Here is a 15,188-nt window from a genome sequence, read left to right on the forward strand (position 1 = left end):
ATGAAACAAACAACTTCTTCCCAGACTCCGGCCTGGCGTGCCGGCCTCGGGGGCACCCTGCTGGCGCTTGGCGGCCTGCTGAGCGGCTCCGTGCTGGCCCAGACGCCCGTGCAGCAATACGGCCTGCTGAAAGTGGCCGGCAACAAAATCGTGGATAAAAACAACCAGCCCGTGAGTCTGGCCGGCAACAGCCTGTTCTGGAGCAACGACGGCTGGGGCGGCGAGAAATACTACACGGCCAACACCGTAAGCTGGCTGCGCAACAGCTGGAACAGCAAAGTCGTGCGCGTAGCCATGGGCGTGGAAGACAGCGGCGGCTACATCAGCAACCCCACCGGCAACCGCCAGAAGGTGAAAACCATGGTAGATGCCGCCCTGGCACAGGGCCTGTATGTCATCATCGACTGGCACTCCCACCACGCCGAGAGCTACCAGCAGCAGGCTATCAGCTTTTTTCAGGACATGGCCCGCAGCTACGGCGCCTCGCCCAACGTCATCTATGAGGTGTACAACGAGCCCTTGCAGGTGTCATGGAGCGGTACCATCAAGCCCTACGCCGAGGCCGTGGCCGGAGCCATCCGGGCCATCGACCCCGATAACCTCATCATTGTGGGCACGCCCACCTGGTCGCAGGATGTGGATGTGGCCGCCGCCGACCCCATTACGCGCTACCCCAACATTGCCTACACCCTGCACTTCTACGCCGCCACCCACAAACAAAGCCTGCGCGACAAAGCCCAGACGGCCCTCAACCGGAACGTGGCGTTGTTCGTGACGGAGTACGGCACCACCGAAGCCTCGGGCAATGGCTACATCGATGCCGCCTCAACCCAGGAGTGGATGAATTTTCTTCGGCAGAAAGGCATTAGCCATGCCAACTGGGCCTTCAATGACAAAGGCGAAGCGGCTTCGGCCCTCAAGCCCGGTACCAGCCCCACGGCCGCCTGGTCGGATAACTACCTGACCACCTCCGGCTCCCTGGTGAAAGGCTACATTCAGAACTGGAATGGTACGACCACCACGCCGCCCCCACCGCCCCCTGGCACCGGCGGGGCCACCACGGTGCAGGCGGAAAGCTACCATACCATGAGCGGGGTGCAGACGGAAACCACCACCGATGCGGGCGGCGGCCAGAACGTGGGCTGGCTCGACGCCGGCGACTGGATGGCCTACACCGTGGACGTGCCGACGGCCGGCAGCTACCTGATTCAGTACCGGGTGGCCAGCCCCGGCGGGGGCGGGCGCATCAGCCTGGAGCAAAATGCCGGTACCATTCAGCGGGGCACCGTGAGCGTGCCTGCCACCGGCGGCTGGCAAAACTGGACCACCGTGTCGCATACCGTAACGCTGCCGGCGGGCCGCCAGGATATTGCCATTGGGGTGCCGGCCGGCGGTTATAACATCAACTGGTGGAGTTTCAGCAAGGTCGCAACCGGCAGCCGTGCAGCTCTGGAGGTACCATCGGCCGTTGCCGGGGCCCTGTATCCCAACCCCGCCGAAAGTCAGCTGAATATACAGGTGGCTCCGGGCCAAGAAAGTGTGCAGGTCGCTGTCTTCAACTCCCGGGGCCGGCAGGTACTCGCGCGCACGGTTGCTGCCGGCGGCAAACCCATACAGCTGGCCGTAGCAGAGCTGGAAGCCGGTATCTACTCCGTGCAGGTGACGCAGAATGGCGCCACAACCACGCACCGCTTTGTAAAGCGCTAGCCGCTTTCTGTTGCCTCCTACACAACCGGCCCGCTCAGGTATCTGGGCGGGCCGGTTGTGTAGGAGAGCAGGGGTGGATAGAAGCCTTTGGCAGGGGGCGGGCTAACGATTCAGCCGAATTTTCTCGGTGTAAATCACAAGCCCCTCATCACCCCGCAGAGAAGCAGTCACGCTCAGGCGGCGGCCGTGGGGCCGGAACTGAAACAGCGCGTAGTGTTTCTGGTTGACTAATGGCCCCACGCGGTATCGGTTGGGCTCATTGGTATTGTGGGTGGCGGGGTGGGTGAGGCCACTGGAAGTTATTTCATACACTGGCCGTTTCAGGCCCGGCACTGGTACCCGGGATATTTCGCCAATATGCCGGTCGCCGCTGATGAGCAGCAGGCCTTTGGGCTTGGTTTCGGCCAGTAGTGCGAGCAGCCGCTGGCGGGCCGCCGGGAAGTTGGCCCACTTCTCGAAGCGGTGCTCCTGGGGCAGAAACTGAATGCCCGAGGCAATGATATGGGCGTCGGCGTCGGAGGTTTGGAGCTGCTGCCGCAGCCACTGCCACTGCGCCTCGCCCAATATGTCGCCGGTGGGGTTGGGGTGGTACACCAAAGCTGAGTCGCGCAGCAGCGGGTCCTGAAAGTACCGGTCGTCCAGCAGAATCACCCGTATTGTTTGCTTGCCCACCGCATACGTGTACGCGACATAAATACCCTCCTGCCGACGGCGGGGGCTGGCGGCGGGTTCCTGCAGAAAATCAAGAGCCAGCTGCTGATTCTGAGCCTTGAAGGGGTAGTTCCTGTCGCCGTCGTTGCGGCCGTAGTCGTGGTCATCCCAGGTCCCGATTACCTGGGTGCCCTGCTCGCGCAGGTGGCGGTAGCCGGGCTGGTTGAGCTGGGCCTGATACTTGGCGCGGAGCACGGCGGGGTCATCGGAGTCGCCGTAGATATTGTCGCCCAGCCAGATCCACACGTTGGGCGTATCCCGGGCAATATCATCCCAGAGGGGCTGGGGTAAATCGTGGCGGTTGCAGGAGCCGAACGCCACGCGGAATTCAGGGGAAGCGCGGACTACAGATTGGGCCTGTGCCGTCGGCCGCTTCTCCAGAAGCAGAGCCGCCGTCAGCAGGCAGAGCAAGGTTGTTTTCATGGGCTAAAGATGCAGCTGGGAGCTCAACGCTGCGTTGAGGCCCGTAAGAATCATGCTGCCCGCCGCACTTTTTCGGGTTTCAGCGGTTACCCTGGTATGCCTGTACGCCGCCCCGACGACCGACCCAACCACTTCACCTCCGACGACGCCCGCCTGCTCAAAGCCATTGGCATCGGTATCGGCTGCTCTTTTCTGGTGGGCTTGCTGCTGATGCTGCTGGTGGCGTTTCTGGGGTGAGTTAGCGGGAACTATAGCATTGTTCGCGTGTCTTCGGCTGCCACGCGGTAATGGAGCCGACTGGGTATACCCATTGATGTAGGCATCTGCAATAGGACTTTCTGCTTCAACTCCGTTGCGCTCCGCAGGAAGAAGGATACAATGTGTTCGTAACGCCCCAAACTGGCTCTTACTTCTGGATCTGGCCGTTGCGGATAATAACGTCGGACTTTGGGGTGGCTTTCTTCACCATGGAGCCAAACGCACCCTTCTTCTCGAAGGCACTCACTACTTCGTCTTCGGCGGGGGTGCGCTTTACTACCGGGTTGTTGGCCCAGAATTCGGGGTCGTAAGGCTTGGCCCGGATGGCGTCCAGGTCCCGGTCGGTGAGGTTGGCGCGGGCGTAGGGCAGGCTCTGGGCCTTAGTGCTCTGGTCGAAGAAATAGGTAAACGACGACACGCTGATGGCCAGCGGCTGCTTGCCGGGCTCGGTCAGGTCGGTGGTCAGGTCCATTTTTATCAGCTCCAGTGGGGCCACAGCGGCTTTTCCGCCCTGGTGGAAGGTCATTTCAATGCTGAGCTTGGCATTGGTGAACTGCTGACGGGGGTTATTGGTGCTGCCCGTAAAGCTGGGCTGCACCATGCGGTAGCGCACCACCTGGTCGGTTTCAATATCAATCCAGATGGTACCCTGGGCGCGGTACTTCACCTCCGGGCGGGTCTCAAAAGTAATTTCCGCCACCCCGCCCGTCGAGTCCTCGCCCACGATGCCTTTCAGCTCCAGCAGGTAGTTTTTCTCCACGTTGGGGCTCAGCAAAGCTAGGGAGGTGGTGCTGTCCTGGCCGGGGTCGAAGAGGCCGAACTTGCGGGGGTACACCGAGAAGTTGCTCAGGTTGATGGGGGCCTGCACGGCAGCGTAGCGGCCCTGGGCCAGCGTGGTGCCCACAATGCGCGCCGGGTTCGACTTCACGTTCCAGACCACTTCCTGCAGTTCCGTGGGCTGCTTATCGATGCGGGTTATCTGCCGGTAGAAGGCCTTGCCGTAGTAGCTGCGGCGGTAGTTGCGCTGGAGGTTGCGGAAGGCTCTATCCACCAACTGAAACGGGAAGCTGGCCACCTTCACCTCGGGCAGCACCACCGTGGCCTCAGCCAGGGAAATATTCAGTGTCTCCGCGGCCGAGGTGATGCGTAGCGTGTCCTTCACGTGGTTCAACTCCGAGAACAGCAGCGTCACGGGCAGCTGCTTTACCACCAGCGTAAACTCGCCTTCCAGGTTGGTAGTGGTACCGTTGGTGGTGCCGGGCACGGCCACGCTGGCAAAGGGCAGGGCTTCCTTGGTGTCCTTGTCGCGCACCACGCCGCGCAGCTGCACCTGGGCCTGCCCCCGGAAAGTAAGGCCGAGCAGCAGAAACAGAAGCGGCAAAATGCGCCGAAAAATTACTGTGGACAGCACGAAGGAGCGAAGTTGGGTAGACAGCATACGAAAACAGACAGATGAAACAGCGCAAAGGCTGACAGTGGAACGCAGACCCGACCCAAAACCGTGCCCGCTTGCACAAAAGTAGCCGCCAAACGCAACAGGAAGCACTCAATCCGGGTAAGTAGTTCTACCTTGGGCGCGGTGCTCCGGCCACCGCCGGCCTGTAGCTGCTACTGTGTCCTTCCATTCTATCTTCTCTTCCATTTCCCATGCTGAAGCGAGATTTCCTGAAAAATGCCCTGCTCACGGCCGTGGGCGCTATGGTCAGTCCCGCCGTGCTGGCCGCTGCCCACGAAGAAAACCTGCTGCGCGAAGCCCGGGCCACGCCCCTGGCCGACGGCCCCTTCACGCTGCCGCCGCTGCCTTACGCCTTCAACGCCCTGGAGCCGCACATCGACGCCAAAACCATGGAAATTCACCACGATGCGCACCACAAAACGTACGTATCCAAGCTGAATGAAGCCGTGGTGGGCAAGCCCGAAGAAAAAATGAGCCTGGCCCAGTTGCTGGCCTCAGCCAGCAAGCAGCCCGACGCCATCCGCAACAATGCGGGCGGCCACTGGAACCACTCTTTCTTCTGGCAGATTCTCTCGCCCAAAGGCGGCGGCCAGCCCACCGCCGGCCTGGCGGCAGCCATCAACAAGGATTTTGGCAGCTACGACAAATTCACGGAGGAATTTACCAAGGCGGCTACCGGCCGCTTCGGTTCCGGCTGGGCCTGGCTGCTGTATGATAAAAAAGCCGGCAAGCTGATGGTTACCTCCACCGCCAACCAGGACAACCCCCTGATGGATATTGCCGGTATTCAGCGCGGCACGCCCATCCTGGGCCTGGATGTGTGGGAGCACGCCTACTACCTCAAGCACCAGAACAAGCGCCCCGACTACATCAAAACGTTCTGGAACGTGGTGAACTGGGGCGAGGTCAGCAGCCGCTACGACGAAGCCCGCAAAGGCTAAGTTTCAGCCTACTAAAACGTGTACCCCGAAGCGGTGCTTCGGCTTACGTCAGAAAGTAATCAACCCAACCCGGGAATTACCTTCTCACGCGAGCCGAAGCACTGCTTCGGGGTACACGTTCTTACAGCCAGCGCCGGGCTCCGGCTTACCCGCATTGTATGCCCTACTGGTCGGCCGTAACGCCCAGGGCTTTGTTGAGGTGGGCGTTGATGGTAGCAAACAGGTTGCGCAGCTCCACGGGGGCGTTATCCTCGGCCCGCACCGTTTTGCTGGAGCCATCAGGGTAGGTAATGGTCAGAATGGTAGCGGGCAGGTCGGTGGCGCCGCTGAGGTAGCTGCTTTCCAGCTTCTGAAACCCAATCAGCTCCGATTCCCGCAGCAGGCCGCTGATAATGGCTGGGTCCAGCTTCGTGTCACGTTGGCCCTCCACCGGCGCATACCGGAAGCCTTCGTACTGCACGCGGCCGTCGGCGAATAAACGGGCCGTGAAGTGGGGGCAGGTGCCCAGACAAGGCGTCCGGCTGAACACCAGTACGGGGTCCTGAGCGGCGGCTTGCTGCTCCTTGGTAGGCCGCACCCCGCCATTTTCTGCCTGGATAACCGGCACTACATCTACCAGGGGGCCACTTTCTTTGCTGGGTTTGATGCCCCCGGTTTCGGCTATGGTTTCAGCAGCAGAAGCCGGGCTCGGAGCCGGCACCGCTACCACAACTGGCGTTGGGCCAGGAGCGGGTACCGTTTCGGTCAGGCTTTCTTTGCTGGGCTTAATGCCCCCGGTCGGGTACGGATACGTTTGCTCCAGGCCACCGGGCGCGGGGGTAGGCGTGGGCACGGCTATATCCTTACTGGGCTTGATACCGCCAGTGGGGTACGGATACGTGGGAGCCGGGCTTGGCGTGGGGGCCGGTGTAGGCGTAGGGGCCGGCGTAGGCGTCACTGGTTTCGGGGGCTTCACCCCACCCGTTGGGTACGGATACGTCTGGGGTGGGGCCGGGGTGGGCACCGGGTTCTGGCGGGTAGGGCCGGTGCCCGGAGCCGGCGTTACGGGGCCATGATGAGGTGGGGCCGGTGCCGGTGCCGGCGTATGCCGGACGGGACCCGGATACGACGGCGGCGGGGCCGTGGCTACCGTCGGGTACGCGGTACGGGGACCCGGAGCCGGCTCCCACCGGCCGCGCGGGGGCTGCCGCCGGGGGCCGTTGCTTACCGTAGGCCCATCAGTAGCAGCCGGCACGTAGTAGTTTACCGTGCAGGCCGGCAAGGCTGCCAGTCCCAGCAGGGTAATAATCGGAACGAGTAGAGAAGAGCGCATGGCGGGAAACGGGAGAGAGGTGCGAACAGCAATATAGCTGAAACCCTATAGCCAAACTTGATGCCAGATCTGAAAAACGCCCCGCTACCACAGCGGGTAACGGGGCGTTTTGCGGGGTCCGTAGCAGGCGGCCGATTAGGAACGGCGCGTTTTGCGGGGTTTTTTGGGCGAGATGTCCGCCGCGCCCGTGCCGGACTCTGCGTCGGTATCTTCGTCGGGAGCAGTAGCTGCGGTACGGCTGGTCTGCCTCGACTGGGCTTCCTTTTCCTGAGCAGCCTTCATGGCATCCTGCAGGCGGGCCGCAAAGCCGCTGGGCTTCTTGTCCTTATTCTTCTCTTTGTTGGCTTCCAGCTTGGCCCGCACCTTGGTATCATCCACGAAGCGGCGGGTAATGGCCTGCTGGGCCATTGTTACCAGGTTGGATACCAGGTAGTACCAAGTCAGGCCGGCGGCAAAGCTGTTGAGCACGAAGAAGAAAATCAACGGCATCAGGTAGCTGTAGAACTTCATCGGACCCTGCATGGCGGCCGGGTTGCTCTGGTTGCTCTGGTAGGTCATGGCCAGCGTAGAAATGGTCATGAGCACCGTAAATAGGCTAATATGGTTGCCCAGGAACGGCACCGTAAACGGCAGCTTAATCAGGTCGTCGTAGGTACTCAGGTCATGGGCCCAGAGGAAGGGCTGTTGGCGCAGTTCAATGGCGTTCGGGAAGAACTGGAACATGGCAAACAGAATCGGGATGGTGAGCAGGGTGGGCACGCAGCCACTGAGCGGGTTTACGCCCATGCTCTGGTGCAGCTTCATGGTTTCCTGCTGCTGCTTCACCTGGTCGTCGGGGTACTTGGCCTTGATGGCGTCCAGCTCCGGCTTCAACACCTTCATTTTGGCCTGGCTCTCGTAGGTTTTGTACGTGAGCGGCCAGGTTACCAGCTTAATCAACACTACCAGCAGCACAATGATAATGCCGTAGGAGCTGATGAACTGCTCCAGGAAGTGAAACACCGGCAGTACCACGAAGCGGTTTACCCACCGGAATAAGCCCCAGCCCAGGTACACGTTCCGGTCAAAATCAGGCGCCACTTCCTTCAGAATATTGAAGGAGTTCGGACCGAAGTAAAAGCGGAAATTCGCCTTGCCCTGCTGCACATCGGCCACCGGAATTGCCAGGGTCGAGGTCAGGGTCTTAATGTAAGTAGAGTCGTTGAGGTCAACGGTAGCGTTCAACTGCCCCGAGGAGAACTCCCGGTCGGCTACAATACCCGCCACGAAGAAGTCGTGCTTGTGGGCCACCCATTTCATGGGCTCAGTTACCTTAATTTCCTCGGGGTTTTCCGAGGCTTCGGCTAGGGCTGTATGGTCGCCGGAGCTCAGGTACCGGTTGATGGTGGTGTGGTTGCGGTTCTGCTTACGGTCCTGCTCGGTCTGGCGCACGTTGTCCACGAACGTAAACGTAAGCGGCTCCTGGGCCATGGAAGCCGTCAGGCCATTGAAGCGCAGGTTATAGCTCAGCTCGTAGCTAGTAGCCGGCAACGTGTACAACTGCTCAATCTGCCCTCCGGCCACGTCGGCCACGAAGCGCAGAGCGTTGCTGCCCTGGGGCTCGGCCCGGAAATACAGGTCCGAGAGCTTCACCTGGCGGCCATCGGTGGTGCGGAAGCGGGTATCGAGCTGGGCACTTTTGGCGTCAAAAATATCCAGCGGCTGCCCAAAGAACGTTTTGTATTTGTTCAGGCGCGCAGCCTGCACCCGGCCGCCTTTCGAGGAAAACGTTACCGTAAGCCGGTCATTCTTCAGCTCCAGGGTTTGGGCCGTGCCTTGGGCAGCGGCGGCAAACGAGCCCAGCTGCCGGGCCAGCGCCACCGAATCGGGAGCCGCGGGAGTGGCACCGGGCGCGCTGGGAGCAGCGGCAGCCGTGGTTTTGGCGGGGGCGGCCTTCTCCGGCTGCGGCTTAGGCGCAAACTGGAGGTAAATCAGAAGCAAGGCGGCCATCAGGAAGACGCCAATTGCTGAATTTCTGTCCATTCAGGTACTGGTGAAGCAAACAAATAAGAAGCAGGGCCACCAGCAAAAATCCGGCAACCCTGCTACAAAGGTCGGTGTTGTCAGGCGAATATTTTTCGCGGCGGCTTTTTTGTCAGGAAAGATGAAATGGTGAGGTGGTGAAATGGTGAGTTTTATATTCGGCTGCCGCTTACGGCGCGGCTTGCGCAGCACCGGACCTCTGAGCCTTCTCAAACAGGAAACTCACCATTTCACCAGTTCACTAGCTCACCTACCCTTTCCGGAACTGAATGGCCGCCCGCACGAAGCGCACGAACAGCGGGTGGGGGTTTTGCACGGTGCTTTTCAGCTCGGGGTGAAACTGCCCGGCCACAAACCAGGGGTGGTTGGGCAGCTCTACCACTTCTACCAGGCCGGTTTCAGGGTTGCGGCCCGAAGCCAGCATCCCGGCCTCTTCGTAGCGTTGCAGGTACTCGTTGTTGAATTCGTAGCGGTGGCGGTGCCGCTCGCTGATGTGGTTGCGGCCGTAGGCTTTGGCCGCTTTCGAGCCTTTGCGCAGCTCACAGTCGTAAGCTCCCAGGCGCATGGTGCCGCCCTTTTGGGTGATGCTCTTCTGCTCCTCCATCATGGCAATAACCGGGTCGGGCGTCTGGGCATTCATCTCCGTCGACGACGCTTCCGGCAGGCCCAGCACGTTGCGGGCAAACTCCACCACGGCCACCTGCATACCCAGGCAAATGCCAAAGAAAGGAATGTCATTTTCCCGCACGTATTTCACGGCCTGAATTTTCCCCTCGAAGCCCCGTTCCCCAAATCCCGGTGCCACCAGCACCCCATCCACGCCGTGCAGCAGCTGGGCCACATTGTCGGCGTTGAGGTGGTCTGATTGGATGCTGCGCACCGTCACCTTACACTCGTTCTGGGCCCCGGCGTGCACGAAGGCCTCGTTAATGGATTTGTAGGCGTCGGGCAGCTCCACGTATTTGCCCACCAAGGCAATGGTAACTTCCTCGGTAGGGTTTTTCAACCGGCCCAGAAAATCCTTCCAGGCCTCCAGGTCGGGGTGAGCTCCGCCCTGAAGCTTCAGCTTTTTGATAACCCGCTCATCCAGATGCTCTTTCAGCATGAGCAGGGGTACCGAGTAAATGCTGTCAGCATCCAGACTCTCGATAACGGAGTTGATGTTGACGTTGCAGAACAGGGCAATTTTGCGGCGCATCTCGGCCGGAATTGGGTACTCGGAGCGGCACACCAGAATATCGGGCTGCAGGCCGGCACTGCGCAAATCACGCACTGAGTGCTGAGTGGGCTTGGTTTTCAGCTCGCCGGCCGCCTTCAGGTAGGGGAGCAGCGTAAGGTGAATCACGAGGGAGCTGTTCTCGGGCAGCTCCCAGCGCAGCTGCCGCACCGATTCCACGAAGGGCAGGCTTTCAATGTCGCCAATGGACCCCCCGATTTCGGTAATCACCACGTCAAACTGCCCGGTCTGGCCCAGCAGCAGCATACGGCGCTTAATCTCGTCGGTAATGTGGGGCACCACCTGCACGGTTTTGCCCAGGTACGCGCCTTCCCGCTCCTTGGTAATCACGTGGTCGTAAATGCGGCCGGTGGTTACGTTGTTGGCCTGGGAGGTGGGCACGTTCAGGAACCGCTCGTAGTGGCCCAGGTCCAGGTCCGTTTCAGCGCCGTCGTCGGTTACGTAACATTCGCCGTGCTCATAGGGATTGAGCGTGCCGGGGTCGATGTTGATGTACGGGTCGAACTTCTGGATGGTCACCCGGAAGCCGCGGGCTTGCAGCAGCTTGGCCAGGGAGGCCGAAATGATGCCTTTGCCCAGCGAGGAAGTAACGCCGCCCGTTACAAAAATGAATTTGGCCGTAGTGGCAGCCGCGGAAGTGGAATTTCGGTCTGGCATAACGGGAAACAAAGGTAGGCTTTATCTCCGGCCGGCCGGGCTTGCAGGTTGTTTTTTTTGGGGTAAGAAGACAGGGTTTTTGTCTAACAAACATAGAACTTCCTTCCGAGCGAAGCCGAGGAAGGAAGTTCACCCAGGTTCACTCTACTTCAACTCCGCTGAGCCAATTACCTCCTCCAGCGGGCCGGAGGTAGCCAGCTGCAAGCGCAGCGTATCGGCGTCGGCATCCAGCTGGGGGCGGATCTGGTCGAGGGCCAGGCGCAGGGCCTGCACGTCGGAGAGGCGGGCGGCTTTCGACTGGCTGTAGCCGTGGTACATGGCCACGCGCACCTTGCTGCGGCCAGAACCGGCGTAAGTACCAATCACCTCGCCCCGGGCGTTGATAATTTGAATTTCGGCCGTTACGTTGGTGCGGTACCACTCCAGCGGTACGCCCAACAGGCTGGGGGTCATTAGGGTAAGCATCTGCACAGCCTGCAGCAGGTGCCCGGTGCGCTGCTGCTCCACCTTGGTTACCATAAATTTAGCGTAGCCGTAGCGGACGGTGTCATCCTGGGGCTCGGCCAGGTGGTAGGCCAGCTCCTGCCGGAACACCTTACTGGCATCATCGGGGTGGGCGCCTTCACCTTCCGCCGAATTCAGCGGGCCGGGTTCCACCACGGCTTCCAGTTTGGGCAATCGGCCCAGTGCTACCGAGTTGTTGGAGCGAATGGTCCGGTAAACGGCCTTTTCCGTTGATTTACAGCCGGCAAGGGCCAGAAACCCCCCTAAACAAAGGAGAAAAGTGTAGCGGTGCATCATTCGAAAGAGGATAAGCAGAAGGCGGCTATTCAGGAAGAAGTCCAAAAATAACTGGTAAGTGCCCCTTATGGTACTCGCGTAGATAGAAAGTACGTAGAAACTCGATGAACAGCCGAGAATCAGTCGATTACCGAGTACTACATCTGGCCGAAAAAACATTTCCCTGCCGGGGCAACCGGCAGGGAAATGTTGGCATAATCCGAACGGGCACCGCCGCCTAGTGCGCGTGCCGGGCCAGGGAGCTGTCGGCCTCGGCCAGGTCCTGCAAGGGTTCCGGGGCCACGTAGTTGTCGATAAACTCACCCTCCCAGCGGGCTACCACAGCCGTGGCCAGGCAGTTGCCCATTACGTTCACGGCGGTACGGGCCATGTCCATCAGCGCATCAATACCCAGGATGATGAACACCGGCCAGGACGGCAGGTTAAAGGAGGCTACCGTAGCCAGCAGAATCACCAGCGAGGCGCGTGGTACCCCGGCTACGCCTTTCGAGGTCAGCATCAGCGTAAACACCATCACCAGCTGCTGGCCAAACGTGAGGTCGACGCCGGCAGCCTGGGCTACAAAGATGGCGGCCAGAGAGAGGTAGAGCGTGGTGCCGTCGAGGTTGAAGGAGTAGCCCGTGGGCATCACGAAGGCCACAATGCGGCGCGGCACCCCAATGCTTTCCATGGCTTCCATGGCCCGGGGCAGAGCGGCCTCCGAGGAGGTTGTGGCAAAGGCGATACTCACCGGCTCGGCAATGGCCTGTACAAACCGCTTGAGCGGAATACGGGCCAGCAGGGCAATAGGCACCAGAATAAGCAGCACGAAGGCAAACAGGGCTCCGTACAGCGTAAGTAGCAGCTTAAATGCGTTGAGCAAAGGGGCAAACCCCATTTTACCTACCGTATAAGCCAGGGCTCCGCCCACGCCCAGGGGAGCAAAAAACATTACTACATTGGTGAATTTGAACATCACCTCCGAGAGGCTTTCCGTCCACTGCAGCATGGGCTGCCGGTGTTTCTGGTGTACCATCGCCAGGCCAATGGCAAAAATGATGGCAAACACCACTACCTGTAGCACCTGCCCCTCAGCAACCGATTTGGCAATGTTTTCGGGGAAGATGTGCAGAATAATGTCGGCGGTAGTTTGCTTCACGGTGGCCAGCTGCTCGGTGTCAGCCGCAAGGCCGCTGCGGTCCACGCCCTCCCCGGCCCGGGTGAGGTTGATGGCCGCCAGCCCGATAAACAGGGCGAAGGTGGTAACTACCTCAAAGTACACCAGCGCCTTGAGTCCCATCTTGCCCACTTGCTTAAGGTCGGCGTGGCCGGCAATGCCCACTACCAGTGTGGCAAATACCAGCGGGGCAATAATAGTCTTCACCAGCCGCAGAAATACGTCGCTGAGTACTTTCAGCTCCACGGCCTGCTTCGGGAAATCGTGGCCGATTTCGGCCCCTACCAACATGCTTACCACAATCCAGAACGTAATGGAGCGGCGCTGGATGGCCAGCGCACCTACTCCGGCCAGGGCTAGCCAGCGCACAATCAACGCTATTGTGGGGTCGAGGGCGGGAGGCGTTTGGGCGGTCAGCACCGTGAGTACAGCCGCTACCAGGAACAGAATAAGAACGAGAAGCGAGAGTCGCGAAAACTTCATGCGCGGCAATTCAGGGGGAAAGGAAACAGTGGGAATCAGGCAAAGATAGGGTTCCTATAGCTGAGAAATGTGCCCGAAGAAGTAGCTTGGCCCGGGCTTCCCGATTTTGCGTCTCTGCCGGATTATTACGCCTTTCTTTTTCTCACGTCACTTCTGCCCCTCCGCTCTGCCTTCCACCATGCTTACTTGGTCCATTACTCCCCTGGTGCTGCCGCTGCGCTACACCTGGAAAATCTCCCGCAATGCCTCCACCTCCAAAACCAACCTGCTAGTGCAGGTAACAGGCGGTGCATGGAGCGGGCAGGGCGAAGCTGCTCCCAACGTGCGGTACAATGAGTCGCCGGAGGGCCTGCAGCAGGAGTTTGCCCAGTTGCAGGCAGCCGGCCTGGGCGAGTGTGAAACCCTGGAGGAACTGACCATCTTCCTGAGCCAGCAGCAACCGGCACATGCCCTGCGCTTCGCGCTGGAGGCAGCCTTTGTGCATCGGGAGGCCGCCCGTACAGGCCAAACGGTGCCGCAGTGGCTGGGAGTGCCAGCGCCGGCAGCAGACGTGGGCACGGCCGTTACCCTGCCCATCATGGAGCCGGGCGAGGTGGCGGGCTTTGTGCAGGCGCAGGGGCTGGGCCGGTTCCCGGTGCTGAAAGTGAAGGTAAACCGGGAAGGAGCCACCGACCTGCTGGGAGAGGTAACGCGCCTGCTGCCGGGGCATCCGCTGATTGTGGATGGCAACGAGGCCTGGACCGATGCCGACAGTCTGCGCCGAAGCTGGGAGCAGATACGGGCCTTGCCCGGCCTGCACGTGCGCCTGCTGGAACAGCCCCTGCCTGCTGCCTGTACCGATGATTATCGGGCGCTGAAAGGCCAGCTGCACTGCCCGGTTTTCGCCGATGAGTCGGTAACTGATGCGGCCGATTTTGCCGACATAGCCCGGCAGTTCGATGGGGTGAATATGAAGCTGATGAAAGCCGGCGGCTACCTCAACGGCTTGCGAATTCTGCGTGAAACCCGTACCCACGGCTTGCAAACCATGCTCGGCTGCATGGTAGAAACTTCCCTGGGAATTTGGTCGGCGCTGCAGGTAAGCGCCCTGGCTGACGTGCACGACCTGGACGGCTTCGTCATTCTGCAACACGAGCCCTTTGGGCTGGTGTGGGAACAGGAGGGAAGGTTGAGGATATAGGTAGTAGGTAGTAGGATGAAGGATACCGTTGAACAAAAGTCCTTTATCCTACTACCTTCATCCCTCATCCCACTACCTCTTCATCCCTCATCCCACTACCTCATTTCAGCTTCGCGTCAATGGCCTGAATTTTCTGGTCCAGGGCGGCGGTATCGGTGGGGCGTTGGGCGTTCGAGCTGAGCAGGCTTATCTTCTGGTTGAGCAGCTGGATCTTCTCGGCCATGAGCCCGATTTTGGTGTTCATCTCCGTCAGGCGGGTTTCCATGGCGGCCGGGGTGGCCGGGGCCGGACGAGGGTCGACGTAGGTTTCAAACTTGGCATCGGTGGGCACTGTCTTGTCGCCGCGCGACTGGGCCGCGCTGCCTGGCGTGGCAAACACGACGTCGCCGCTGGGCCGCACGTAATCCCCTTCCCTCAGCGTGGTAATTTTGCCGCCCGGAAACTCTACAATGCCGCTTTTATAGTTGATTTTGGTGCCATTGGCCAGCAGCACATTGTGCGTAAGCGGCATGGGGCGGCGTCCGCGCACCTGCACTACTTCGCCATTCTGCATCATAAAACGGTCGGTGGCGGTAGTTTCAACGGGGCCGGCTACGGGGGCGTTGGTGGTTTGCGCAAAGCCCTGGGCCGTTGCCAGCAACAGCAGGCCCGCAACAACGGAGGGCAGCAGAGTTTTTTTCATGGGGTGGAGGTAGTATGGTAGCTAGTGCAGTGCTGCTTACGCACCGCAGCGCCCGGCGTTTCCATCAGGCACCATAATTGCCAGACCTTTCAGCAACATTCTGGCAGGTTCTTCTAGTTTTGCAAAAATACTCAGAACTATGTTTGCACATTAAATGTATGT

The 15,188-nt window shown here is 60.2% G+C and carries 12 protein-coding genes; 4 read left to right on the forward strand and 8 right to left on the reverse strand.

Going from position 1 to position 15,188, the window contains the following annotated elements; all coding sequences use genetic code 11:
* A complete protein-coding gene (locus EI290_RS05005; protein WP_125427362.1) occupies positions 1-1,707 on the forward strand; it encodes a cellulase family glycosylhydrolase in 1,707 nt (568 codons plus the stop codon).
* A 102-nt stretch (positions 1,708-1,809) separates the two neighbouring features.
* Here the strand turns inward: EI290_RS05005 and EI290_RS05010 are convergent, their stop codons facing one another.
* Positions 1,810-2,841 (reverse strand): alkaline phosphatase D family protein, encoded by a 1,032-nt coding sequence (locus EI290_RS05010; protein WP_125427364.1) that lies wholly within the window; start codon positions 2,839-2,841, stop codon positions 1,810-1,812.
* A 96-nt stretch (positions 2,842-2,937) separates the two neighbouring features.
* On the opposite strand from EI290_RS05010, the gene EI290_RS22370 reads away from it, so the two are divergent.
* On the forward strand, positions 2,938-3,078 hold the full coding sequence (locus tag EI290_RS22370) for a hypothetical protein (protein ID WP_185816852.1): 141 nt from the start codon (positions 2,938-2,940) through the stop codon (positions 3,076-3,078).
* Between the two features lie 169 nt (positions 3,079-3,247).
* Here EI290_RS22370 and EI290_RS05015 read toward each other — a convergent pair whose 3' ends face one another.
* Positions 3,248-4,537 (reverse strand): carboxypeptidase-like regulatory domain-containing protein, encoded by a 1,290-nt coding sequence (locus tag EI290_RS05015; RefSeq protein ID WP_125427366.1) that lies wholly within the window; start codon positions 4,535-4,537, stop codon positions 3,248-3,250.
* A gap of 209 nt (positions 4,538-4,746) precedes the next feature.
* Here EI290_RS05015 and EI290_RS05020 point away from each other — a divergent pair, with 209 nt between their 5' ends.
* Positions 4,747-5,496, forward strand: coding sequence for a superoxide dismutase (locus tag EI290_RS05020; protein ID WP_125427368.1), 750 nt, complete (start codon positions 4,747-4,749; stop codon positions 5,494-5,496).
* 163 nt (positions 5,497-5,659) lie between these two features.
* Here the strand turns inward: EI290_RS05020 and EI290_RS05025 are convergent, their stop codons facing one another.
* The 5 genes from EI290_RS05025 to EI290_RS05045 form a co-directional block, all read right to left on the reverse strand.
* A complete protein-coding gene (locus tag EI290_RS05025) occupies positions 5,660-6,808 on the reverse strand; it encodes a DUF6438 domain-containing protein (protein ID WP_125427370.1) in 1,149 nt (382 codons plus the stop codon).
* A 135-nt stretch (positions 6,809-6,943) separates the two neighbouring features.
* Positions 6,944-8,830: a membrane protein insertase YidC gene (yidC, locus tag EI290_RS05030; protein WP_125427372.1), complete on the reverse strand. Its 1,887-nt coding sequence runs from the start codon at positions 8,828-8,830 to the stop codon at positions 6,944-6,946.
* A 250-nt stretch (positions 8,831-9,080) separates the two neighbouring features.
* Positions 9,081-10,724, reverse strand: a complete 1,644-nt coding sequence (locus tag EI290_RS05035) for a CTP synthase (RefSeq protein ID WP_125427374.1) — start codon at positions 10,722-10,724, stop codon at positions 9,081-9,083.
* Positions 10,725-10,868: 144 nt separating this feature from the next.
* Positions 10,869-11,525, reverse strand: coding sequence for a hypothetical protein (locus tag EI290_RS05040; RefSeq protein ID WP_125427376.1), 657 nt, complete (start codon positions 11,523-11,525; stop codon positions 10,869-10,871).
* Between the two features lie 217 nt (positions 11,526-11,742).
* Positions 11,743-13,164 (reverse strand): dicarboxylate/amino acid:cation symporter, encoded by a 1,422-nt coding sequence (locus EI290_RS05045; protein WP_125427378.1) that lies wholly within the window; start codon positions 13,162-13,164, stop codon positions 11,743-11,745.
* Positions 13,165-13,342: 178 nt separating this feature from the next.
* Between EI290_RS05045 and EI290_RS05050 the strand changes: the two genes are divergently transcribed.
* Positions 13,343-14,344, forward strand: coding sequence for a dipeptide epimerase (locus tag EI290_RS05050; RefSeq protein WP_125427380.1), 1,002 nt, complete (start codon positions 13,343-13,345; stop codon positions 14,342-14,344).
* Positions 14,345-14,444: 100 nt separating this feature from the next.
* On the opposite strand, the gene EI290_RS05055 is transcribed toward EI290_RS05050, so the two are convergent.
* On the reverse strand, positions 14,445-15,026 hold the full coding sequence (locus EI290_RS05055) for a DUF6799 domain-containing protein (RefSeq protein ID WP_125427382.1): 582 nt from the start codon (positions 15,024-15,026) through the stop codon (positions 14,445-14,447).
* Between the last annotated feature and the right edge of the window lie 162 nt (positions 15,027-15,188).

This window comes from Hymenobacter metallilatus (assembly GCF_003944705.1).
Lineage (GTDB): Bacteria > Bacteroidota > Bacteroidia > Cytophagales > Hymenobacteraceae > Hymenobacter > Hymenobacter metallilatus.

Excerpts from the sequence above, each read along its gene's own strand:
- EI290_RS05005 (WP_125427362.1), top strand. The coding sequence starts at position 1 with ATGAAACAAACAACTTCTTCCCAGACTCCGGCCTGGCGTGCCGGCCTC.
- EI290_RS05010 (WP_125427364.1), bottom strand. The coding sequence starts at position 2,841 with ATGAAAACAACCTTGCTCTGCCTGCTGACGGCGGCTCTGCTTCTGGAG.
- EI290_RS22370 (WP_185816852.1), top strand. The coding sequence starts at position 2,938 with ATGCCTGTACGCCGCCCCGACGACCGACCCAACCACTTCACCTCCGAC.
- EI290_RS05015 (WP_125427366.1), bottom strand. The coding sequence starts at position 4,537 with ATGCTGTCTACCCAACTTCGCTCCTTCGTGCTGTCCACAGTAATTTTT.
- EI290_RS05020 (WP_125427368.1), top strand. The coding sequence starts at position 4,747 with ATGCTGAAGCGAGATTTCCTGAAAAATGCCCTGCTCACGGCCGTGGGC.
- EI290_RS05025 (WP_125427370.1), bottom strand. The coding sequence starts at position 6,808 with ATGCGCTCTTCTCTACTCGTTCCGATTATTACCCTGCTGGGACTGGCA.
- yidC (WP_125427372.1), bottom strand. The coding sequence starts at position 8,830 with ATGGACAGAAATTCAGCAATTGGCGTCTTCCTGATGGCCGCCTTGCTT.
- EI290_RS05035 (WP_125427374.1), bottom strand. The coding sequence starts at position 10,724 with ATGCCAGACCGAAATTCCACTTCCGCGGCTGCCACTACGGCCAAATTC.
- EI290_RS05040 (WP_125427376.1), bottom strand. The coding sequence starts at position 11,525 with ATGATGCACCGCTACACTTTTCTCCTTTGTTTAGGGGGGTTTCTGGCC.
- EI290_RS05045 (WP_125427378.1), bottom strand. The coding sequence starts at position 13,164 with ATGAAGTTTTCGCGACTCTCGCTTCTCGTTCTTATTCTGTTCCTGGTA.
- EI290_RS05050 (WP_125427380.1), top strand. The coding sequence starts at position 13,343 with ATGCTTACTTGGTCCATTACTCCCCTGGTGCTGCCGCTGCGCTACACC.
- EI290_RS05055 (WP_125427382.1), bottom strand. The coding sequence starts at position 15,026 with ATGAAAAAAACTCTGCTGCCCTCCGTTGTTGCGGGCCTGCTGTTGCTG.